23 protein-coding genes, 1 tRNA gene and 1 pseudogene are annotated in these 20,351 nt (G+C 66.4%); 5 read left to right on the top strand and 20 right to left on the bottom strand.

Going from position 1 to position 20,351, the window contains the following annotated elements; translation table 11 throughout:
* Positions 1–16: 16 nt before the first annotated feature.
* From NN2_RS28760 to NN2_RS28710, 11 genes are all read right to left on the bottom strand, one after another.
* The gene (locus NN2_RS28760) at positions 17–730 is read right to left on the bottom strand and encodes an Rv1363c family protein (protein WP_156511498.1); all 714 of its coding nucleotides are present in this window, start codon (positions 728–730) and stop codon (positions 17–19) included.
* Between the two features lie 12 nt (positions 731–742).
* The gene (locus NN2_RS28755) at positions 743–1,936 is read right to left on the bottom strand and encodes an MCE family protein (RefSeq protein WP_063017569.1); all 1,194 of its coding nucleotides are present in this window, start codon (positions 1,934–1,936) and stop codon (positions 743–745) included.
* On the bottom strand, positions 1,933–3,111 hold the full coding sequence (locus NN2_RS28750) for an MCE family protein (protein ID WP_082857350.1): 1,179 nt from the start codon (positions 3,109–3,111) through the stop codon (positions 1,933–1,935). Before NN2_RS28750 ends, NN2_RS28755 begins: the two co-directional genes overlap by 4 nt.
* Positions 3,108–4,211 (bottom strand): MCE family protein, encoded by a 1,104-nt coding sequence (locus NN2_RS28745; RefSeq protein WP_063017567.1) that lies wholly within the window; start codon positions 4,209–4,211, stop codon positions 3,108–3,110. The genes NN2_RS28750 and NN2_RS28745 overlap by 4 nt, the downstream gene beginning before the upstream one ends.
* Entirely contained in the window at positions 4,211–5,245 is a 1,035-nt protein-coding gene (locus NN2_RS28740; RefSeq protein WP_063017591.1) for an MCE family protein, read from the bottom strand. Before NN2_RS28740 ends, NN2_RS28745 begins: the two co-directional genes overlap by 1 nt.
* The gene (locus NN2_RS28735) at positions 5,242–6,264 is read right to left on the bottom strand and encodes an MlaD family protein (protein ID WP_030515598.1); all 1,023 of its coding nucleotides are present in this window, start codon (positions 6,262–6,264) and stop codon (positions 5,242–5,244) included. Before NN2_RS28735 ends, NN2_RS28740 begins: the two co-directional genes overlap by 4 nt.
* Positions 6,261–7,712 carry an MlaD family protein gene (locus tag NN2_RS28730; RefSeq protein WP_063017589.1) on the bottom strand — a complete coding sequence of 484 codons (1,452 nt, stop codon included), beginning with the start codon at positions 7,710–7,712 and terminating at the stop codon, positions 6,261–6,263. The genes NN2_RS28735 and NN2_RS28730 overlap by 4 nt, the downstream gene beginning before the upstream one ends.
* A gap of 9 nt (positions 7,713–7,721) precedes the next feature.
* Entirely contained in the window at positions 7,722–8,585 is an 864-nt protein-coding gene (locus NN2_RS28725; RefSeq protein ID WP_030515596.1) for an ABC transporter permease, read from the bottom strand.
* A gap of 1 nt (position 8,586) precedes the next feature.
* Positions 8,587–9,405: an MlaE family ABC transporter permease gene (locus tag NN2_RS28720; RefSeq protein ID WP_036524691.1), complete on the bottom strand. Its 819-nt coding sequence runs from the start codon at positions 9,403–9,405 to the stop codon at positions 8,587–8,589.
* Positions 9,406–9,708: 303 nt separating this feature from the next.
* Entirely contained in the window at positions 9,709–9,900 is a 192-nt protein-coding gene (locus NN2_RS28715; RefSeq protein WP_063017565.1) for a hypothetical protein, read from the bottom strand.
* Positions 9,901–9,902: 2 nt separating this feature from the next.
* The gene (locus tag NN2_RS28710) at positions 9,903–10,127 is read right to left on the bottom strand and encodes a hypothetical protein (RefSeq protein WP_030515593.1); all 225 of its coding nucleotides are present in this window, start codon (positions 10,125–10,127) and stop codon (positions 9,903–9,905) included.
* Positions 10,128–10,597: 470 nt separating this feature from the next.
* On the opposite strand from NN2_RS28710, the gene NN2_RS28705 reads away from it, so the two are divergent.
* Positions 10,598–10,846, top strand: a complete 249-nt coding sequence (locus NN2_RS28705) for a hypothetical protein (protein ID WP_030515592.1) — start codon at positions 10,598–10,600, stop codon at positions 10,844–10,846.
* 35 nt (positions 10,847–10,881) lie between these two features.
* Here NN2_RS28705 and NN2_RS28700 read toward each other — a convergent pair whose 3' ends face one another.
* Genes NN2_RS28700 through NN2_RS28675 form a run of 6 tightly spaced genes read right to left on the bottom strand, consistent with a single transcriptional unit; the run spans position 10,882 to position 15,322 of the window.
* Entirely contained in the window at positions 10,882–11,121 is a 240-nt protein-coding gene (locus NN2_RS28700) for a ferredoxin (RefSeq protein ID WP_063017561.1), read from the bottom strand.
* 3 nt (positions 11,122–11,124) lie between these two features.
* Positions 11,125–12,207 carry an NADH-ubiquinone oxidoreductase-F iron-sulfur binding region domain-containing protein gene (locus NN2_RS28695; protein ID WP_063017560.1) on the bottom strand — a complete coding sequence of 361 codons (1,083 nt, stop codon included), beginning with the start codon at positions 12,205–12,207 and terminating at the stop codon, positions 11,125–11,127.
* Positions 12,204–12,770 (bottom strand): ferric reductase-like transmembrane domain-containing protein, encoded by a 567-nt coding sequence (locus NN2_RS28690; RefSeq protein WP_063017559.1) that lies wholly within the window; start codon positions 12,768–12,770, stop codon positions 12,204–12,206. The genes NN2_RS28695 and NN2_RS28690 overlap by 4 nt, the downstream gene beginning before the upstream one ends.
* Entirely contained in the window at positions 12,767–13,747 is a 981-nt protein-coding gene (locus NN2_RS28685) for an FAD:protein FMN transferase (protein ID WP_063017557.1), read from the bottom strand. The genes NN2_RS28690 and NN2_RS28685 overlap by 4 nt, the downstream gene beginning before the upstream one ends.
* Positions 13,744–14,046 (bottom strand): hypothetical protein, encoded by a 303-nt coding sequence (locus NN2_RS28680; RefSeq protein WP_063017555.1) that lies wholly within the window; start codon positions 14,044–14,046, stop codon positions 13,744–13,746. The genes NN2_RS28685 and NN2_RS28680 overlap by 4 nt, the downstream gene beginning before the upstream one ends.
* A 52-nt stretch (positions 14,047–14,098) precedes the next feature.
* On the bottom strand, positions 14,099–15,322 hold the full coding sequence (locus NN2_RS28675; RefSeq protein WP_063017553.1) for an oxygenase MpaB family protein: 1,224 nt from the start codon (positions 15,320–15,322) through the stop codon (positions 14,099–14,101).
* Positions 15,323–15,457: 135 nt separating this feature from the next.
* On the opposite strand from NN2_RS28675, the gene NN2_RS28670 reads away from it, so the two are divergent.
* Positions 15,458–16,162 carry a TetR/AcrR family transcriptional regulator gene (locus NN2_RS28670; protein ID WP_063017551.1) on the top strand — a complete coding sequence of 235 codons (705 nt, stop codon included), beginning with the start codon at positions 15,458–15,460 and terminating at the stop codon, positions 16,160–16,162.
* 479 nt (positions 16,163–16,641) lie between these two features.
* Here NN2_RS28670 and NN2_RS28665 read toward each other — a convergent pair.
* Positions 16,642–16,714: transfer RNA gene (locus NN2_RS28665), tRNA-Ala, on the bottom strand.
* A gap of 125 nt (positions 16,715–16,839) precedes the next feature.
* Here NN2_RS28665 and NN2_RS28660 point away from each other — a divergent pair.
* Positions 16,840–18,273, top strand: a complete 1,434-nt coding sequence (locus NN2_RS28660) for a DUF222 domain-containing protein (RefSeq protein ID WP_082857348.1) — start codon at positions 16,840–16,842, stop codon at positions 18,271–18,273.
* 58 nt (positions 18,274–18,331) lie between these two features.
* Positions 18,332–18,565 (top strand): hypothetical protein, encoded by a 234-nt coding sequence (locus NN2_RS28655; RefSeq protein ID WP_063017548.1) that lies wholly within the window; start codon positions 18,332–18,334, stop codon positions 18,563–18,565.
* Positions 18,566–18,653: 88 nt separating this feature from the next.
* On the opposite strand, the gene NN2_RS28650 is transcribed toward NN2_RS28655, so the two are convergent.
* Positions 18,654–19,391 carry a DsbA family protein gene (locus tag NN2_RS28650; RefSeq protein ID WP_307617971.1) on the bottom strand — a complete coding sequence of 246 codons (738 nt, stop codon included), beginning with the start codon at positions 19,389–19,391 and terminating at the stop codon, positions 18,654–18,656.
* Between the two features lie 75 nt (positions 19,392–19,466).
* Complete coding sequence (locus tag NN2_RS28645; protein WP_063017546.1) at positions 19,467–20,063, bottom strand: TetR/AcrR family transcriptional regulator; 597 nt, start codon at positions 20,061–20,063, stop codon at positions 19,467–19,469.
* A gap of 148 nt (positions 20,064–20,211) precedes the next feature.
* Between NN2_RS28645 and NN2_RS37470 the strand changes: the two are divergent.
* A pseudogene (locus NN2_RS37470) lies at positions 20,212–20,351 on the top strand (SDR family oxidoreductase); the annotation flags it as partial.

Here is a 20,351-nt window from a genome sequence, read left to right as displayed (position 1 = left end):
TTTCGCCGGGGAACCGCTACGACTGCGGCGGTAGCGGAGTCAGCGGCGTACTGATCTTGTCGACCAGCCAGCGATCGCCCTGCTTCTGCAGTCGCATGACCGTCGACAACTGGCCCGGTTCCGGTTTGCCCTGGGTGCCCAGGCTGGTGATGGTCTGGCCGATCACCACGATCGCCTCCGCGGAATTCTTGTCCCCGGAACGGATGGCGCACTGCACATCCGTCGACTTGGCGACGACCTCACCCTTGGCCAGGACGTCGCTGAGGTCCTTGCTGTTGGACTCGAACTGCTTCTTCCATTCACCGGACGCGCCGGCCAGCACATCGCGGACGTACTGGTCGAGGTGCTTGGAATCGTAGGTCGAGACCACCGGGCCGTAGGCGCAGGCGGCCTGGCGGGCCTGCGCCTGCGCCTCCAGCACCTCCTCGTGATCCTTGTTCTGCAGGTAGAAGTAGATACTGCTGCCGATCGCGGCGCCCAGGACCAGCGCCGCCGCCGCCCGCAGGCCGATCCGCACACCGCGTCCCCCGGCGGCCGGACGCAGTCGCGACAGCGGCGAAATCTCGGCTGCGGCCGTCGTTTCGGTGGGGCTCGACTCGGTGGTATCGGATGTCCCCGCCGCATCCGATCCGGCCGTATCGGACTCCGGGGCCGCCGCGGTCTCCGGTTCGTCGACGGTGTCGATCGTGGGTTCGCGCTCCTCGGCGCCTCCGCTTTCCTTGTCGCTCATCGCGTTCGCTTCCTAGTTGTCGGGTATGGGGCCGGGCGGGATGGGCCGCGACAGTTCGTTACCGGTGACGCCCGGCGGCGGCCCGGACCCGTTGTCGGGGATGTTCGGCCGCGGCGCGTTGGCCGAACCACGCACCTGCAGTGCGGGATCGGCGGTGAGGCAGTAGTTGTACAACCGCACCCGGGTGTCGGTCATGACCTTGGCCGGGGACACCGGAATCGTGTCGTAGTCGCAGGTGGGACGCGGCCAGAAGTCGGCGAGCGTGTGATAGGCGCCGTCGTGGGCGGGCACCCCGAGCGCTTGAATACCTTGGCGCAGTGCGGGAAACAGCGCCTCGATCGCCGGCTGCCGCAGCTTCGCCGCCTTGGTGATGGCGACGAAATTGGTGACCAGATCGGTCAGCGGATCCTGATTCTTCGCCACCACATCGCCGAGTGTCGCGAGCTCGCCGGGCCCCTGGTCGAGGAATTTCCGGATCTCGTTGTCGGCGGCGGTGGCCTGCTGGAACAGTGCGCTGCCCGCCGCGGTCAGCGTGCTCAGATCGGGCTGCGCGTGCGAGGTGGTCTCCGCGATCACCTGCAGGTTCTCGAGCAGCTGCTGGGTCTGCGGCAGCAGATCGGACAGCCCCGCCATCGCACGACTGATCCCGGAGATCATGTTGCGCAATCGATCCGGGCCGCCGCCCAGCGCCTTGTCCAGCTCGTCGACGACCACGGTGAGCCGGTCCGGATTCATCCCGCCGATGAATCCGCTGAGATCGGTGAGCAGATTCTGCACCGGAATCGGCACGCTGGTGCGTGCGCGCTCCACGACGGCGCCGTCGGACAGATACGGCCCGGTGTCGGCGTCGGGCCGGAAGTCCAGATACTGCTCACCCGCCGCGGACAATCGGCCGACGTGCACCGCGCCCCCGACGGGAATCTTCGCGCTGTCGTCGATTTCGGCGATCGCGTCGATTCCGTCGCCGGAAACCCGCACATCGGCGACCTTGCCGACCCGGGTGCCGCGGAAGGTCACGTCGTTGCCCGGAAGAATGCCACCCGAGGTGGCGAGTTGCACGGTGACGGTGAAGGTGTGCGGAAAAGGATTGAACCGCAGCACATATCGGGCCAGATATCCGGAGCCGATCACCAGCACCACGATCAGGCTGAGGTTGGCCAGGGCGATGCGCCGGCGCACCACCCAATTCCACAGCGGCGTATTCATCGCTCACCACCCTGCTGGGAAGGTTCGGCCGGCGTGCCGGGCGCTTCCGGCGGCGCCGCACCCGGCACCGGTTGCGGCGGACTGATGACCCGGCCGAACACTTTCTCGAATACCTGCGCCAAACTGCCGGCGAACGCCGGAACGTCACCGATTTCGGGCCACCGGCTGCCGTGCGGATCGCTGAGCGCACCGATGCTCAGATACGAAACCACCGGCATGACGGCCAATCCCGAACCCCGCAGGCTGGCCATGAGCGGCGGATAGATGTCGTTGAGCCCGTCGAGCGCCTCGGTGAGATTGCCGCCCATTTCCGTGAAGCCCGACATCAATTTCTGGATGCTGTCGAACAGGCTCAGGAACTGCGGGCTGGTGGTGTCGGTGAAATCGCCCAGCGCCGCCATGGTGGTCGATACCTTGGTGGTGAGATCCACGATGCGCTGATTGTTCTCGTTCACCAGTCCGAGCAGTTGCGGGAAGGTATCGGCGGCCGCGCCGAGTTCCTTTTTGCGCCTGGCCAATTCCCCGGACAGCGTATTCAATCCCTGCAGGGTGGCGTCGATATCGCCGGTGCGCTGGTTGAGCGCGGCGATCACGCTGGTCATCTCGCTCAGCAGATGCGCCAATTGCGGTCCCCGCCCGGCGAACATCGAATTCATCTGCGTGGTGATCTGTGCGGCCTGGTTGATACCGCCGCCGTTGACCAGCATGGCCACCGACATCATCAACTGCTCGACGGAGGCCGCGGTGCCGGTGTGGTCGGTGCCGATGGTGTCTCCGTCGCGCAGCGGCGGGCCCGCCTCCTGCGCGGCCGGCAGGGTCATGGCAACCGACATGTCGCCGAGCGGCGTGGCCTGACGCAATTCCACCGTGGTCCCGCGTGGCAGCACGATGTCGGAGCGGATCTGCATCCGCACGTCGGCGATGAAATTCGTGGTCTCGATACCGGTGACGGTGCCGATATCGGTGCCGCCGATCCGCACGTGGGCGTGATCGGGCAGATTCAGCACATCGGTGAACGCGGCATGAACGGTATAGCCCGGACCGTCGATACCCGGCTTGGGCATCGGCACATTCTCGAGGGTCGGGCCGCATCCGCTGATACCGAGTGTGGTGGCGGTCGCGACGGCGGTGAAAACGATGCCGCGGCGAGATGTTCTGCGCTGTGATCGTGTCATTTTCCGCTGATCCCCAGAAGTGCTGCGGTGAGTCCGAAATCGGGCCCCAGATCGGCGATCCTCCCGGTCCGGCAGCCGTCCAGGCGCATCATCACCCGCTCACAGAAGGTCGAGAGCGCTTCACCGTCGAGCACCGATTTATCGAGCAGGCCGTGCAGGCGCAGCGCCTGATGTTCGTAACTGGTGGCGTTGGCGAGGTTTTCGAACATCAGCGGCGCGACATCCACGATTTCGGTGAGATTGCGGGCATTGGCACGCATCTGATCGCTGATCGCGACGAACCGGCTCAGTGCTCCGGCGAGCTGATCCTTGTTCTGCCCCACCACCGTGGCGGTATTGGCGACGAAATCGTTGAGCTGGGTGAGCACCGCCTGCAAGCCGGGCGCCTGATCGCCCATCAACTTCAGCAGTTCGGTGAGCCGGCCGCTGAAATCCCGCACGGTCTGATCGTTCTGGGCGATGACCTGAGTGATGTCGTTGAGTTTGACGATCGTGTTGGAGATCTGGTCCTTGTTGGCGAAGGTCGTCTCGAACGCACCCGAGAGCGCGTCCAGCGTCGCGCGCAGTTTGTCGCCGTTGCCGTCGAGCAACGGGAACAACACCCGGCTGGCCATCGGCCCGGTGTCGCTGTCACCCTTCAGAGACGCACCCAGCTGGTCGAAGGTCTGCATGATGCGGTCGAGCTCCACCGGTGTCCTGGTGCGCGGCAAGGGAATATGCGCGCCGTCGGCCATGGTGGGCCCGGTTCCGTCGTAGGCCGGCGCCAGTTCGACGTGGCGGTTGGTGATCAGCTGCGGATTCACCAGTGCGGCCATGGCGTCGGCGGGCAGCTTCACGCTCTTGTCGACCTTCATGACCACCTGCACGTAGGTGCCCTTGGCCTCCACCGATTCGACCGTGCCGACCGGCACACCCAGCACATCGACCTCGTTGCCGGCGTAGAGCCCTGCCACATTGTCGAAGTCGGCGCTGATGCGCATGTTGTCGCCGAGCGCCTCGTCGGCGGCGGTGCCGAGCGAACCCGGCAGCAGCGAACAGCCCGAGCCGGCGGAGGCGACCAGGCACACCGCGGCCAGTTGGGCCAGCGCGCGCAGTTTCATCACTTACACCCCTGAACGACCTGTGCGAAACAGATCCAGTTGTCGGGGAACAGCCCCCACGGCACATACACATCGCCGTACGGTCCGTTGCCCAATACGTTGTTGAACTGCCGCAAGGTCACCGGCATGATCTCGTAGAGCCGGTCGAGGTTGGCCTTGTTCTTCTCCAGCCCCTCGGACATGGTGTTCAGATCCCGGATCATCGGGCCGAACTGGTTGTTGTTCTCCAACCCCATGTCCTGCAACAACTTCGACAGTGAGGCGACATTGTCGAGCAGGCTCTTCAGCAGCTGCTGGCGCTTCTGCACCGCCTGGCCGATGGCCTCGCCGCGGGTCAGCAGCATCAGCACGCTGTTCTGATTGTCGGCGACCAGCTGTGAGACCTGATCCATCCCCTTCAGCAGGGTGTCGACCTCGTCGCGGCGGTCGTTGATCACCTTGGCCAGCGAGCCGATGCTGTCGAGCGCCTGCACCGCCAGCTGCGGCGAATCGCCCATCTGCTGATTCATGGTGTCGAGGGCCTGGCGCAACTTCTGCGGGTCGATCCGCTCGATCCGTTCGAACGATGCCTTGTACTGCGGGTCCTGGATCACCTTGCTCAGGTTGTAGGGCACGCTGGTGTGGTCGAGCTTGATCCGGTTGTCCGGCAGTCCTTTTCCATTGCCGGGAACGAGATCGACATGCAACCGCCCCAGGATGGTCGACATCTTGATCGCCGCGCGCGCGTCCGGGCCCAGTCGCAGATCGCGGCGCACCTTCAGGTCCGCGACCACCTTGGCGCCGTCGAGCCGCACCGCCCGCACCGCGCCCACCTCGATCCCCGAGACGTCTACGGTCGCACCGGCGCGCAGCCCCGCGGCCTGTGCGAATTCGGCGTGAATCATCTTGTCCCCCAACCGCGCCTGGGTCAGCGCGCTGGAGCCGAGCAGCAGGATCAGCACGGTCGCCGAGGCGATCAGGCCGAGCCGCAGATACCGGTTGCGCAGGAAACCGAACACTTTCGGCAACCTCGGTCGCGAGAACCTCGCCATCATCGGCACACCTCCGAATGCGCGTTGCCACCGATCTGGGAGAACAGGCCCGGCGGCAGCAGCACGCCCCACAGCGAGACGTCGAGACCGCAGAAGTAGGCGTTGCCGTAGGCGCCGTAGCTGGAGAACTGGGCCACGCGGTTCAGCACGTTCGGCAGTTGCACCGCCGCCCGGTCCAGCGCCGCGCCGTTGAGCAGCAGCAGCGCCACGCCGGTGGTGGCCTTGTTCTGTGCGGCCGCGATACCGGGTTTGACCTGGGCGACCAACCCGACCAGCGCATCGGTCGAGGTGGCGACCTGGTCGACCGACGACTTCAACGCCTCACCCTGGGCGTAGAGCCCGTCCATCAGCGAACGGGTCTGGGTGATCAGGGTTTCCAGCTCGTTGCTGCGATGCGCGAGGCCCGCCATCACACTGCTGAGGTTGGAGACCACATCGCCGAGGATCTTGTCGCGCTGGCCGAAGGTTCCGGCCAGCTGCGCGGCCTGGGTGATCAAGGTGCTCAGCGAGACCTGGTTGCCTTGCAGCGCCTGAATCAGCGTCTCGGACAGCGAATTCACCTGATCCGGCTGCAGCACCGAGAACAGTGGTTCGAAGCCGGACAGCAAGGCCGACACATCGAACGACGGCTCGGTGTGCTCGAGCGGAATGCGCCCGCCCGCCGGCAACTGCCGGCCCGCGTCCTTACCCGGCGCCAGCGCGACGTAGCGCTGACCGATCAGATTCTGGTACCGCACCATGGCCTTGGTCGTGGTGGTCAGATGTTGATTGCTCCGGATGCTGAACTCCACCCCGGCCTTGTAGTCGCCGACGAAGTCGATCTTGTCCACCCGGCCGACCCGCACTCCGGCCATCCGCACGTCGTCCCCGACGCGCAGTCCGAGCACATCGGAGAAGACGGCCGAATATCGAGTGGTCGAGCCCGGCACCGTGCGTTGCAGCGTGCCGTAGATGGTGGAGGTCAGCGCGATCGCGATCACCGCGAAGATTCCGAAACCGATCAGTGCCTTCGTCGATTTCATTGCGTCACACCCCCTTCCGGCATCTCGCCGACGGTCAGATAGCCACCGGCGAGCACCGGCCCCAGCAGCAGGAGCTGCGCCAGATTCGGCGGACCCCCCACCACCGCGGCGACCGCGGCGGGTCCACGCAGCGCGGCGGGACGGGGGGCCGCCGGATCTGCGGGCGTGGCGTGGTAGGCGGCCGGTGCGGTGATGCCGGGGATCAGCGGCAGACTCGGCAGACCGGGCAGCGCCGGAACTCCGGGCAGAACCGGCAGACCGGGGATCAGCGGCTGCTGCGCGGGCGCGGTCGGCACCACGGCCGCCGGCGTCGGCCGAGGCCCGGCCGCGTCGAGCCAGCGGGGCAGTTGCTGCGGTGGATAGTTCTGGGGCGGCGCCACATTCGGCACCGTCGCCCCACCGCAGCGCGGGCCGTACTCGTCACCATAGTGCGGGCAGTCCTGCGCGGTGTACTGCTGGAACGGTGTGAGCGAGGCGTCCATCGCCCACACCATCTGGTGTTTGGGGCCCCAGTGGAACGTGGTCTTCAAACGCTGCAACGCCGTATTGAGGTTGGCGGCGGTGAACGGAATGGCCTCGGGATCCTTGGCCAGACCGCCGAACAGATCGTCCAGACCGGCGACGAGGAATTTTCCCGAATCCGGATTGCGCGCGAACAGGTGGTTGACCGAATCGACGGCGCCGCCCGCATTCGTCAGCAGCGCAACGAGATTCGAGCGCCGCTCGGTGAGGGTGCGAGCCGTCGTCACCGAATCCGACAGCACTCCCACCAGTTCCGGTGCCGACTGGCTCAGCGCGGTGGCAGCCCGGCCCAGATCACCCAGCAGGTCGCCGATATCGGGAATGTCGTGCACCTGGGTGAGCCAGGTGTCGAGCCGCTCCACGGTCGAACCCGGCACCCGCGCCGAGGGTTCCAGCGCCGCGGACAGCGTCGCCAGCACCCGGCCGAGCTTCTCCGGCTGGATATTGCTCAGCACATTGCGCAGCACGTTGAGCGTGGTCTGCAATTGGATGGTCGCGGTGCCGGTGTCCTGGGAAATGGTCGAGCCGGAATGCAGTTTCGCGGTGTCGGGCCCGTTGTCGACCAATTCGATCGCGGTCACGCCGAACAGGTTGTTGGGGATGACACGGGCGGTGACGTTGGCCGGAATCGCATCGGCGACATGCGGTTTCAACGCGATATCGGCGCGCTGCCGCTCCCCTTTCGCCACCACCTCCACCGAATCGACGGTGCCGACGACCATGCCGCGGAATTTCACGTCGGCATGTTTGGGCAGGCCGTCTCCGGTACTGGTCAGCACGGCGTGGACGGGCACCTTCTCGGTGAAGCGACCGGTGTAGCGCAACGCCAGCAGATACAGCAGCGCGGCCACCACGAGCAGCATCGCGATACCGGCCAGCGTGAGCTGGCGAGCGGTCGCACCGCGGCCACTGGGATCGAGAATCACGAACGACACCTATCCTGAGATCCGGAATCCGGGGTCGATGCCCCAAATCGCCAGGGTGAGAAAGAGATTCGCGAAAACCATCACGACGATCACCATCTTGATCGCCCGCCCGGCCGCGACCCCGACGCCCTCCGGGCCGCCGCTGGCGACATAGCCGTAGTAGCACTGGATGAAGGTCGCGAGCAGCGTGAAGATCACGACCTTCAGCAGCGAATAGAAGACGTCCGGCCCGATCAGGAACTGGAAGAAGTAGTGGTCGTAGGTCCCCGCGGTAGTGCCGCCGAGGAACAGCACCGTCAGTTTAGTGGTCAGGTAGGCGGCGGCCAGACCCACGCTGTAGAGCGGCACGATCGTCACCGTCGCGGCAATCATCCGAGTGCTGACCAGGTACGGCAGCGGCCGGATCGCGCACGATTCCAGCGCGTCGATCTCCTCGGAGATCCGCATCGAGCCCAGCTGCGCGGTGAACCGGCAACCGGATTGGATCGCGAAGGCCAGGGTCGCCAGGATGGGCGCCAACTCCCGGGTGGTCGCGAATCCGGCGATGGCGCCGGTCAGCGGGCTCATGGTCAGGAGGTTCAACGCCGTGAAGGACTCCATTCCGACGATGATGCCGCCGAACGAGCACAGGATGAACACCACGCCGATGGTGCCGCCACCCACGATCAGCGACCCGTTACCCCAGCTCACATCCGCGGTCAGCCGGGCAAGTTCCTTCCGATAGTGCTTGACCACGAACGGAATCGCGGCCACCGCCTGGAAGAAGGTGATGGTCTGATGCCCGAGACGCTGGTTCGCGTGCACCGGTGCGAGCGCGGCGTTTCCGACGGCCCGCAGCGGCCGGGCTACGGGCGGGGTGTAGGAGCTGGCCATCTCACGCGACCTTCGTCGGGAGCAAGGTATTCGACAGCTGAGTCAGAATGATGTTGGTGGCGAACAACATCAACGCGGAGCTGACCACCGCGGAGTTCACCGAATTCGCGACTCCGGCCGGGCCGCCGCTGGTGTGCAGGCCCACATCGCAGGCGATGATCGCCGTCAGCGCGCCGAAGATCGCGGCCTTGGTCAAGGCGATCAACAGGTCGCTGGCCACCGCGAACGACGCGAACGATCCGATGAAGGATCCGGGGGTACCGGACTGCGCGTACACATTGAACATGTACGCCGTCGCGAATCCGACGAAAACGATGAAGCCGCACAGCAATACGCTCACCAGCACCGCCGCGGCCAGGCGGGGGGCGACCAGCCGGCGCACCGGATCGACACCCATCACCCGCATGGCGTCGATCTCCTCGCGGATCGTCCGGGAGCCGAGATCGGCGCAGATCGCCGAACCCACCGCACCGGCGATCATCAGCGCGGAGACCAGCGGCGCGCCCTGCCGGATGATTCCCAGTGCGGCAACGGAACCGATGAACGTCGTCGCGCCGACCTGGTTCACCAGGGCACCGACCTCGATGGACACCACGACGGCGATGGGAATGGCCACGAACACGGTCGGCGCGGCCGAGACGTTGGCCATGAAGGCGCACTGTTTGATGAATTCCTGGTACGGAAACCGGCGCTTGATCATCGCGACGAAGAGCTGAACGAATGCCTCCCGCCCCAGCGCGACCTGCCGGCCGAGGGTCTCCAGCGAGCGTTGCGGATGCCGGCGCCAGAGGCCGCCGGCCGCATCGACAAGTCGCTGCAGCTCACCCTCGTCGGCGGTCCGCCAGGGCGGAACCGGCGGGTCCGGCCGATCGGAGGCTCGGGTCGACGTCACAGCGGTCGTTCCTTTCTCACGCTCACCGCTTGTCGCAGACAGCGGCAACCAGGCCGCCCGGCGTTGAGCGTGTGAAGTGTTACACACCGTTTCGGTGCGACACAAGATAGTAAGTTATCGACTGTTCTCGAATCGGAGAACCCGACAGGATGCGACGGAAGTACGGTCCAGACCCTGGAACCGACGCGTCAAGTTACGTAATATTCCGAGCTTGTGCAGCCGTCACCCGGATCATCCCGGGAGGTTCTCCAAGTAGTGCTGCAGCAGCACGAGCAACGCCCCCAGGAGTGCGATCCCGGCGCCCACGGCACACAGCACCGCGACCCACAGGCCGAATCGGAGAACGGGATTGACCTTGATTCGCCCACCGAGGATCTTGACTCCGATCACCACGATGTCGATGAGCCACACCAGCGCCATCATGACTAGGTCATGCAGACGTTCGAGAAGGTGAGCACGGGCCAGCACACGATCGATCCCAGGAACGAGATGATCACGTCGATGCCGTGCATCTGCTTCAGGTGCGAGGTGTGCGTCAGGGTCCAGATGACCCCGATGATGCCGTACGGCACGGCGAGGATGATGAGTGTCCCGAGGAATTCGGACACCTTCATCTCGTAGCTCAGAAGCCGATCGAGTCGCTTCAGCATTGCGACACAGGTCCTTTCACCCATCGGCCGGACATCCGGTGCCCGCACCTCCCGCACGCACCGGATGCGGGCACCCTTGCCCGTCGGCCGCGGCGCCCGGTCATCCGCGGGGCCGCGAGAGCGTATGTTACTCCATATTCACAGTTTTGGAAGACGTAGCCCAGCACCTGTCGAACGACGGATATTCGGTGCTCATACGGACTATGGTTTGCTCTGGGACTTGTCACAATGCACGCAGAAGTTATGATGAATTCATGCCAAATGCAGCGCTCACGACTTAGCATGGAACGGTGTCGTCGACCGTGGAACGGTCCCCATGCGGCGTGACCAGGACGGACTCGGCACGACCGTTGCATGAGCCCGGCGGTACCGCAGGGGGATCGCCGGTCTCGGCAGCGGATCCACCGGGACACGGCCGGCTCGATTGTCGGTCACCGGCACCGCCGCGTCCGCCGAATCGAAGGATCACCGTGCACAGCGAAATCCCCCAGCCGAGCGGCGTATCCGGACGGCGCAGCATCGCCGCTGTCCGATCGCGCGAAATTCTCAACTACTTCGGCAAATGCCAAGCCTGCGGCTACCCGGCGCAGGCCGTCCTGCGGACTACGCTCTACAGCGACGGCACCATCACCGACGCGGTCATCGCGACCTGCGCCTCGCCGTGCGGGTGGTCCGGCACGGCAGCGCCCACGGTGATGACGGTGCGCACCGAACTATGACGTCGAACGCTCTGAGCGCCAATGCATTTCGCTCGTCAGCATGCCGGCGGTGCCACCCACCGCAGGGCCGCGGCCGGGCAGAGTTTGATCGCCTCGGTGGCGAGCGCGGGGTCCGGTTCGGCGGCGCCGAGCACGGGGTAGCCCCAGTCGTCCAGGACGATCTGCTCCGGCAGGATGTGGGCGCAGATACCGTGGCCGGTGCACGCGATCCGATCGATCGCCAGCGCGCCGGAGGTGGGTCGTGCGATGCCGAGGGCCCGAGCTGTGAGGGACACGATTCATCCTTGTCGTGCGGTCGGAAAACGTTTGCTACCAATACTTTCGACGAGTAACGAGCTACCGAAGACGTCCAAGGCGGAGGCCAGGAACCGGGCCACTCCGTCGGGAAAGCGGCACGCACCTCGCCCCGGAACACGGGGGAGCCTACGGAGGAGCCGCTCGGCGGTGTCGGCCGGAGCTCGCCGGTCCAGCAGGTCGATCAGATCGTCACGCAGGGCGGGCAATCCGAACATGCACGGGCCGCACTGGCCGGCCGATTCACCCGCCGCATAGGTCAGCGCGGACAGCACCACCTGCCATGGATCGCTGCCCGCGGCGACGACACGAAATACGCCGACGCCGGTTCCGATTCCGAACGGCGCCAGAGCATTTCGCGACCACAGCGTATGACGCGCCTCGGCGGGCAGGAACCCACCGCTCAAACCGTTCACCCACAGGGCCTGCGGGCCGACGGTGAGACCGCCCGCCCGATCGAGAATTTCGGACAGGGGCAGGCCCGCCTCCGCGCCGTGCACACCCGGATTGCGGACGCCGTCGGCAACTGTCACCAGCCGCGGGCCGGGCTCGTCGGGCGTTCCGTAGGAGCGGAACCAGCCCGGACCGTACTCGGCGATCTGCTGAATCCGCCAGACGGTTTCGACGTTGAGCACCAGGGTCGGCGCCAGCCGCCGCCCCCTCGGGTCCCGGCCGCCGACGGTGATGGGTTCGAACCGCATCACCGGTCGCGCCGGACCACCGTGCGCCAGCCGGACCAGCGCCGACTCCTCCGACGACACGTATCGCCGTGGTACCGCGAGCGTGTCCACGCCGGCCGCGTCCAGGAGGGCGAGCGTCTCGGAGCCGCGATGCGCGGCCACCCGCACCCGCTGCGCCGTAATTCGGCGGGCGCCGTCGAGCACTTCGGAGAGATGGTGCGCGACGACCCATGCGTCCTTGGACGAATCCATCTCTCCGTCACAGGCATTGACGATCAACTCGGCCCGGTGACGGGCCGCGAGTTCGAGTTTGGCGGCGGTGGGAAAGTTCGCGCCGCCGCGGCCGCGCAACCCCGCGGCCCTCAGCAGGTCCGCCGGCCCGGTCATGTCCACTCCTGAGAAGCGATGTCGGAGCGGCGATGCCGCTGTGCGTCGGGAACGGCCCACCGCCAGACGGCACCGACCGCCAGCGCCGCACCGCAGCCCACGGTGACGGCGAGCAGCGCCGGATCCGCGGCCGAGGACATCGTCACTCCGTGTACCACCGCCAGCGGCGCCATCGCGTACGCGAGCAGGTGCACCGCACGCCACATCCGAGTCGGCAACCGGTGGCGCAGCAGCGATGTCGCGACGACCGCCAGGACGATGTCCACGGCGAGGGTTCCCAGCGCGACCCACTGCCGCTCGTAACCGGCCGTGAACGGCACCACCGTCGACAGCCATCCGAGATCGACATACGTATCGACCGCCGCGGTGCCGATATGCGCGGTCAGGAAGACGATCAGGCCCAGGGCGAGCGTGCGATGCAGTCCCATCGCCACGGCCGATACGGCGAGCCGGGGCCGCACCCGCGCGGCCGTGAACATCCCGAGCAACGCCACGACAGTCAGCAGTACGAGAGTGACCACGCCGGCGGCGCGCGAGACGTACCACAGCCACGGACTGGTCATGACACGTGCCGCTTCCGCGCCGCGGTCGGGGCGGGCCAGCCCGGAGTCGTCACCACCTCGTGGTCGACCGTCATCAGGCTGGCGGGCACGCCGCGATCGGTCAGCCAGCGCGGCGCCTGATCGTCGAGAACGATCGCGGCCGTCGACGCCGCATTGGCCTGCACCGCATCGGGTCCCGCGCAGGTGACCTGCGCCCACCGCGTCCGGGCGGAGCGTCCGGTGCGCGGATCGATGATGTGATGGCGGCGTACGCCGCCGCGCATCCACGTGCGCAGCCGCGTCGACGACGTCGCGAACGCCTGCCCGGTCGAGGTGACGACCTGCACCACGACGTCGTTCCAATCCTTCACCCCGATGGACCACCCGTACTGCGGGACGGCGCCCGCGACGGCGATGTCACCGCCCAGATTCACCAGATATCCACCCGGTCCGGTCGCGGCCAGCTCGGCGGCGATCGTGTCCGCCGCCCACGCCTTCGCACTCGCGCCCAGATCCAGTGCGGTTCCCGCCGGCAACGTCACCTCCCACCGCTGCTCGTCGAAGATCATGTGCCGCAACGGAACCGAGCTCGGATCACATGCGGCCGGGCCCACGTCACCGCGGGCGCGCACCACATCCAGATCGTCGTCGTAGCCACAGGCGATCAGCGCGGCCCCCAGGGAGGCCGAGACCAACCCCGAGGTCAGGCGCTGGGTACGCATCGCCGCCCGCAGGCACGACCCGAGGGTCGGGCCGACCGGAATGCGCAGCTGCTCCGACCGGCCCCGGCGGGCCGCGTCGGCGCTGCGCGAGTTGATCACGGCGAGTTCGGAATCCGCGCGAAAGCGCGAGGCGGCACGATCGAGTTCGTCCAGTCGCGCGCGGACCAGGCCGACCGCGCGCGCCAGCTCCCGGGTATCGGTGCAAACCACCACGACCGATGTTCCGATCGCCGGAAACGTCTCCGAGGCCGCCACCGCGCCTCGCCCGGTGCTCATGACCCGGCGGTGTGCTCGTGCGGATCGCTGTCGGAATGCTGCACCGGCGGCGTGGGCGTCCACTCCCCCGGCCGGCCGCTTTCCGGTTGCGGCGCAGGAGAAGTCGGCGCCGAGACCGGATCGGCCGTCCGCACGTCCACGGGCACCCGTTCCACGGTTCCCGCGGGTTTCGCCGCATGGCCGATGGTGCCGCCCTGCACCGCCAGTTCCACGGCGAGTCCACCGACGGCGACCGTCGCGGCGACGAATATTCCGGTTGCGCCGCGCCGGATACGTGAGAGATTCGGATTCGTTGTCATTTCTGTTCCACCTTCGCCTCCGGTATCGCTTGTCGCCCGCGAAGTCGGCGAATCACCTGTTGGTCTGCGGGATCTCGATGCTGAGCGGCATCCGCAGTTCGGCCATGTACCACAGCACGAACTGCCGCAGGAATTCGTCGAACAGCCAGGTCGCGTCCGCGGTCGGCGGGATCACGCCCATCACGCCCTCGCGCACGGCGACGAACGGGCCCCAACTGAACTTCAGCAGCGGATCCCACACCGGTTCCCGCGCGATCCGCAGATCGTCGGCGATCTTGTCGCCCAGGATGAATCGGGTGAACGCGCCCAGAATCGGCTTGCTGAGCAGCGTCAGATCGAGGTCGAAGCCCAGGTCCATGAGGTTGTGCGCGAGCTCGATCCCCTCCGGCGTCGCTTCGATGATCGGGTCCAGTTGCTGCTTGGCCTGAGCATCGGCCTGCTCCCACGTCGCGGGAATGTATTCGTCGCGAATGCCGAGGAAGTGGCCGGCCAGCTGCCAGGTATGCAGGTAGCCCTCCGATTCGACCTGCGGAATCTGCAGATTCCAGGCCCGGAAGGTCCGCATGATGGTCGTGGCGAGGCTGTGCCAGGTGACCATCTTGTCGTCCTGGCTGATCGGGATATGTTCGGTCGGCCAATGCGGCGACTGCGGCAGCAGATGCCGGACCGCGGCATGAATGATACGAGTCTTGACGCAGGTCACGATCATTTCGCCGCCCGGCTGGTAGGCGTTGACCGTGCCGATGTCGTAGCCGAATTTCGCGGTCTTGGCGATGCGGTCCTTCAGATGCGAGCCGCCCCGCGAGTAGTACACCGCGCGCGCCTCGTGCGGAATGACGTTCGCCATCATGCCGCTGGCGAAGGCGTAGAGCACGCCCAGATAGGTTCCCCGCTTCTTGTTGAATTCGAAGCCGGCCGCCATCTTGGCCTCGTCCGCCCACGACGGCAGCTGCCGCGCGTACTCCATGAAGTCGCGCATATTCTTCGGCAAGCCCTCGGGAATGGGCTGCTCGTTGCGCACCCAGGTGCGGAGCAGATTGTTGATCCGCGGGATGTCCTCGTGGTCCATGACGTCGGCGATCACCGGATCGGCCTCCGGATCCCACATCGTCAGCGGGTCCGCCCCGCCGCCGCTGCCGACCACGGAACCGCTCGGCGACCACGTCCATGGATCCGCGCGCGCCGTTCGCGCGCCGAGTGCGAGCGCCCCCGCCGCACCGAGTAATCCACCGCCTGCTCGCAGGGCGTCGCGCCTGCTGAGACCCAGTCCGTCCATGCTATTGTCCCTCTTCATTGAGAAGCAGATACAGAGATACACACTCTGTATCTGAGTATCTTGATGAGACCACACCGTGGCCGCGATCACAAGAAGTTGTCAGGATTTTCGAAACGAAACGCGTGAGAGGACACCGTGAAGTTGGGATCACCGCCCTCGAAGGGTTCAGGAAACGGCACGTCACCACTCGAACGCGCCTATACGGATGCGGTCGACCAGGTCGACGAGGGCGACGACATCCGCGCGCGCATCCTCGACGCGGCGGTCGAACAGTTCGGTGCCCTCGGCGTTCGCCGCTCGACGATGGATGACGTGGCCCGGCGGGCGAACGTTTCCCGCATCACCGTCTACCGTCGTTTCGCGACGAAGGACGCCCTGGTCGAGCAGGTGATCGTGCGCGAATATCGGCGCTGGTTCGACCGCTTCCTGGTCGACATCCGGCACGCGCGCACCGCCGCCGACCGGGTCGTCCTCGGTTTCGTCAGTTCATTGCGGGCGATCCGCGAGAACCCGATCATCGGTGGCCTGCTCGCCGCCGAACCCGACATGCTGCTCGGATCCATGATCGGCGATCAGGGCCACACCGTCGCCATGGTGCGCCGGTTCGTGGCCGACCAGCTCCGCCGCGAGCAGCGCGCCGGCCACGTGGCGCGGGAGGTCGACGTCGATCTGGTGGCCGAGTTGATGGTCCGGATCTCCGCCTCCTATCTCGCGCTTCCCAGCCAGGTCATCGATCTCGACGACGACGAGCAGGTGGCGGCCCTGGCCCGACACTTTCTCGTGCCGATGCTCGAGCCGCCACGCGACTCCGGCGCGGATGCGCCCGCTACTGGGCGCTGATCCCCGCGGACCCGAGATCGAGCTGATTGAGCAGATTCTGAATCAGGACATAGGGGTTCATCGTCGAAGCCTCCGTCTCCACGGTGAGCGGGCGGCTGCCGCGAGCAGTGCGGGCCCAACGGTCGGGCCCACCTCTTGGCAGCTCAGAATATTGATTAACATACATAACTAAGCCCAGGGATGTCTACAGTTTCGACGAAGAATGGCGAGCAACTTAGTGGCGGCACAGAAGCCATGGGCGGGGAGTCGAGAACCGGTCCGGCACAGCAGGTGAGCGACCGCCATCGCGCGCCCCGGAGCCGGCCGAGCAACCAATGCGCGACCACGGAATCGGGGGCGACGTCAACGGCACATAGAGAGGGCACATAGAGAGAGGGGCATCGCAGGGCGAGAACGGAACCGACCGATGCCCCGGAGGATTCAGCACCCGGAAACGACTGTGGGCCAGGATGGAAATTCCATCCTGGCCCACAGATGAGTGGAGCTAAGGGGACTCGAACCCCTGACCCCCACACTGCCAGTGTGGTGCGCTACCAGCTGCGCCATAGCCCCAGGTTTTCGCACCTCGGGGGTGTTCCCCGCGTGCTTGAAAGAAGTTACACCACCTGGACTCGGCGTACCAAATCGCCTGCGTACAGGGGTGGTGGAACACACGTTCGAACGATAGACTCGAACACATGTTCGATGGCAGAGAGCTTCAGGCGATGAGCGACGAGGGGCTGGTCGATGCGCTGCGACGGGCACATGGGGCGGCGGCATTCGCACAGGCGGCGGAGGTGCGGGCGGTGCGCGAGTTGTATCGGCGGCATCGCGCCGGCAACGCCGCGCCCGGACCGGGCGGGGTGCGGGCGGGAGAGTTCGCCGCCGCGGAGGTCTCGACGGCGGTACAGATATCCGAGCAGGTCGCGGCCGCACTGATCGATATCGGGCTGGCGCTGGACACCTTGCCGCATACCCGGGAGGCGTTCGGATCGGGCCGCATCGATCTGTCGCGGGTGCAGGTGATCGTCGACAACGTCCGCGGACTGTCCAGCGATCTACTCGCCGATGTGGAAGTTCCGCTGGTCGAGGCCGCGGCACGAACCACACCGGCCCGGCTGCGGCAGACCGCACGTCGCTGGTTGAGCCGGGTGGACGGCCCCGGCGAGCAGCGCCGGCGGGAACAGCGCGAGGACTGCCGCGATATCCGCCTGACCGCGGTCCAGGACGGCGCGGCGGTCGTGGCGGGGCTGCTGCCCGCGGACGGGGCCCAAACGGTCGCGATGCGACTGCGGGACATGGCATACGAGGTCTGCTCCGAGGACCCGCGCACCATGCCGCAACGCCGCGCGGACGCACTCGTCGCCCTCGCCGAGGGCGCGGAGCGACTCGATTGCGCCTGCGGACGGGGAAAGCGCTGCACCGCAACAGGTTCCGAATCATCCGCATCGAATGTCCCACGCAGGTCCGGGCGAGCCCGGACTCGCCGCCCGCTGATCCAGGTCGGTGTCAGCGCCGAAGCCCTGAGCGGGGAGAGCGAGGAGCCCGCCTATCTGGCGGGCTACGGGCCGATCGACGCGGAACTTGCTCGGCGGATCGCCGAACGGGGTGAATCGGTCACCATCGCCGAATCCGCCCTCCGAATCGACGGACTGTGCGCATTCCCGGGCTGCGTAATGCCCGCGGTGGCAACCGATATGCCCGTGCCGGAGGGGAGCACGGGCATTACCGATGTGGATCGGTCCGGCGATACCGTCCACGGCTCGAGACATCGGCGTGGCGCCCCCGGACGGTTCACGTTGTGTCCCCATCATTCCCGCTTGGCGCTGCTCACCGTGCAGCACAAGACTCGCTGGGAGGTGCGGCGGCTCGATGCGGACCGGCTGCGGTGGACGAGCCCGACCGGGGATGTGCACACCACGGTCGACGAGATAGGCCGTTATCTGTTTCCGCACCGGGATTCCGAAACGCCCGTCGTCGGTTCCGGCCCGGTCACCACATCCGTTGCAGCAGCGCCTGTTTCGACACTCGACCCGGCCTACCCGATCGGAGAACACGCTCTGGTGCATCGACGACTCGCGGAGGGCACTCCGGAGGACTGTCTCCTGTCCGGTGAAAGTTACCGCCGCTGAACAACTTTCGTTCCACTACTACTGCCCACCCCAGTGATCGGAGGACACCGCGAACACCATGACTTGCCAGGATCGTCCACCCGCGCCGACCGTTATCGACGCCGGTGTGGAACGGGAACGGATCGCCGCGCTCGAGAAGTTGCGGCTCCGGCTGGAATCCGAACTCGACCGGACGGCCGCGGGCGCCGGATATGCCGCCATGGCGGGACAATTGCGTGACACCGTGAACGCGATCGCGGACGCCCGCAATCGCATCTACGAGGTGCTGCTCGGCGACGACGAAATCTGTTGAACGCCGGCTCTACGACTCCGGCCCGGGCGGTTGGGGATACCGTCCGGGCCGGGACCTCGACCAGCGCGACATCGCCGCGCGACTGCGATCAGCTCACGAGCTTGGTGACCCAATCCGAATTTTCCACATCGACATTCTTACCGCCGTCGAGCACGGTGGGTGTCTGCACCTGACCGACCGCATCCTTCAACGCCGCCAGCGACGACTGGGCGTGGTTGCGCGCGGAATCCACCCGGTCGCCCTTGGCGATACAGGACTGCACCTCCGCTGACGCACCGGAATCCTTGGCGATCGCGGCCAATTCATCGTTGGTCAGATTGCCGCCATCCTCACTGGGCTGCTTCGTGGTGAACAGCGCCATGTGGAACTTCGAAAACACCGGTCCGTCACCGGCATCGGCCACACATTCGCTCGCGGCCACCGCGCGGGTCGAATAGTCCTTACTGCTGGACTTGGGATCCAGGAAGTTCACGAACCGATAGCGCACCGCGAGCTTTCCCTGGTCGATCGCTTTGGCGATCTGCTGTCCGTAGTAATGCTCGAGCGCCCCGCAGGACGGGCACATCGGATCCTCGAACATATCGATGGTCTTCGCGGCCGAAGTCTTACCGAGCACGATCGCGCCGTCGGAATCCAGTAGTGCCTGGACCGCCGGATCGTGCGCGGCGCCGTAACCGTCCTCCTGCACCGTCAGACCATGGTCGCTGTTCCAGCGCACGACGAGCACCACGATCACCGCGACCACGACCAGAGCCACCGCACCCAGTGCGTAGGTGGTGCGGTTCGACATCGGTCGCGGGGTGTATTTCGAATCCGAGGAATTCACGGCGTCCACTCTGCCAAAACCGGTCCGTCGCCGGAATCCGGCCGTCAGATTTCCCGGCAACCGGATTTCACCCGCCTACGCCCGCGGTTCCTCCGCCTCGCTCGCGGGCACGCCGACCAGCCCGTAGAGGACCAATTCCTCGAGCGACCGGGCGAAACCCTCCGTATCGTCGATATCCCGGATACACATGGCGAACAAGGCGGCACCGGCAATCATGTCCAGCACCGTGTCGGAGTCGATTCCGCCACGCACGGCCCCGGAATCGAGATACCGCGCGAGTTCGCGCCGGGTCGGCGTATCCAGTCGTGCCGAAAGTTTCTGGTACAGACCGGAATCCGCTCGCATCTCGGTCATCAACCCGGGCATCGCCTCGCGCGCGGGCCGGGCCCCGAAGAGGTGAATCGTGCCCCGGATAACCGTGCGGATCTCCTCGATCAGATCGCTCGCCTCGTCCTCGCCGCCCACATCCGGAAAGACCGCTCGCGCGATCAGATGCGCCTTCGACGGCCAGCGCCGGTAGATGGCGGGCCGGCTCACCCCGGCCCGGGTGGCGATCGCATCGATCGAGACGGCGGCATAGCCGCGTTCCACCAGCAGCTCGCGTGCGGCCTCGAGGACCGCTCGATCCACCTCCGGATCGCGATGCGGACCGAGTCGATGGCGAGCGTTCACGACACAACCGTCCTTGTCAGCGCGAGCATCAGTCGTTACAGTCTGTCACATCTGAGTCGTTACATTCTGTAACTGCTGAATCCGAGGAGAAGTCGTGTCCACTACCGACCAGCCGATCGCCACCGCGGATACGTACCGGCCACTCCCCCTGCTCGAGGGCAAGGTTGTCGTGCTGTCGGGTGTCGGCCCGGGCCTGGGCCGCGCACTGGGCGCCGAGGCCGCCCGGATGGGCGCGGATCTGGTGCTGGTCAGCCGCACCGAACGCCGGCTGGAGAAGATGGCCGAGGT

This window comes from Nocardia nova NBRC 15556 (genome assembly GCF_001613005.1).
Classification (GTDB): domain Bacteria; phylum Actinomycetota; class Actinomycetes; order Mycobacteriales; family Mycobacteriaceae; genus Nocardia; species Nocardia nova.
This window is presented reverse-complemented; position numbering and strand designations above follow the sequence as displayed.

What these genes read in the sequence shown, in the direction of transcription:
- NN2_RS28760 (WP_156511498.1), bottom strand. Translation starts at nt 730, where the DNA reads ATGAGCGACAAGGAAAGCGGAGGCGCCGAGGAGCGCGAACCCACGATC.
- NN2_RS28755 (WP_063017569.1), bottom strand. Translation starts at nt 1,936, where the DNA reads ATGAATACGCCGCTGTGGAATTGGGTGGTGCGCCGGCGCATCGCCCTG.
- NN2_RS28750 (WP_082857350.1), bottom strand. Translation starts at nt 3,111, where the DNA reads ATGACACGATCACAGCGCAGAACATCTCGCCGCGGCATCGTTTTCACC.
- NN2_RS28745 (WP_063017567.1), bottom strand. Translation starts at nt 4,211, where the DNA reads ATGAAACTGCGCGCGCTGGCCCAACTGGCCGCGGTGTGCCTGGTCGCC.
- NN2_RS28740 (WP_063017591.1), bottom strand. Translation starts at nt 5,245, where the DNA reads ATGATGGCGAGGTTCTCGCGACCGAGGTTGCCGAAAGTGTTCGGTTTC.
- NN2_RS28735 (WP_030515598.1), bottom strand. Translation starts at nt 6,264, where the DNA reads ATGAAATCGACGAAGGCACTGATCGGTTTCGGAATCTTCGCGGTGATC.
- NN2_RS28725 (WP_030515596.1), bottom strand. Translation starts at nt 8,585, where the DNA reads ATGGCCAGCTCCTACACCCCGCCCGTAGCCCGGCCGCTGCGGGCCGTC.
- NN2_RS28715 (WP_063017565.1), bottom strand. Translation starts at nt 9,900, where the DNA reads ATGATGGCGCTGGTGTGGCTCATCGACATCGTGGTGATCGGAGTCAAG.
- NN2_RS28710 (WP_030515593.1), bottom strand. Translation starts at nt 10,127, where the DNA reads ATGCTGAAGCGACTCGATCGGCTTCTGAGCTACGAGATGAAGGTGTCC.
- NN2_RS28695 (WP_063017560.1), bottom strand. Translation starts at nt 12,207, where the DNA reads ATGACCGGGCCGGCGGACCTGCTGAGGGCCGCGGGGTTGCGCGGCCGC.
- NN2_RS28690 (WP_063017559.1), bottom strand. Translation starts at nt 12,770, where the DNA reads ATGACCAGTCCGTGGCTGTGGTACGTCTCGCGCGCCGCCGGCGTGGTC.
- NN2_RS28685 (WP_063017557.1), bottom strand. Translation starts at nt 13,747, where the DNA reads ATGAGCACCGGGCGAGGCGCGGTGGCGGCCTCGGAGACGTTTCCGGCG.
- NN2_RS28680 (WP_063017555.1), bottom strand. Translation starts at nt 14,046, where the DNA reads ATGACAACGAATCCGAATCTCTCACGTATCCGGCGCGGCGCAACCGGA.
- NN2_RS28675 (WP_063017553.1), bottom strand. Translation starts at nt 15,322, where the DNA reads ATGGACGGACTGGGTCTCAGCAGGCGCGACGCCCTGCGAGCAGGCGGT.
- NN2_RS28660 (WP_082857348.1), top strand. Translation starts at nt 16,840, where the DNA reads ATGTTCGATGGCAGAGAGCTTCAGGCGATGAGCGACGAGGGGCTGGTC.
- NN2_RS28655 (WP_063017548.1), top strand. Translation starts at nt 18,332, where the DNA reads ATGACTTGCCAGGATCGTCCACCCGCGCCGACCGTTATCGACGCCGGT.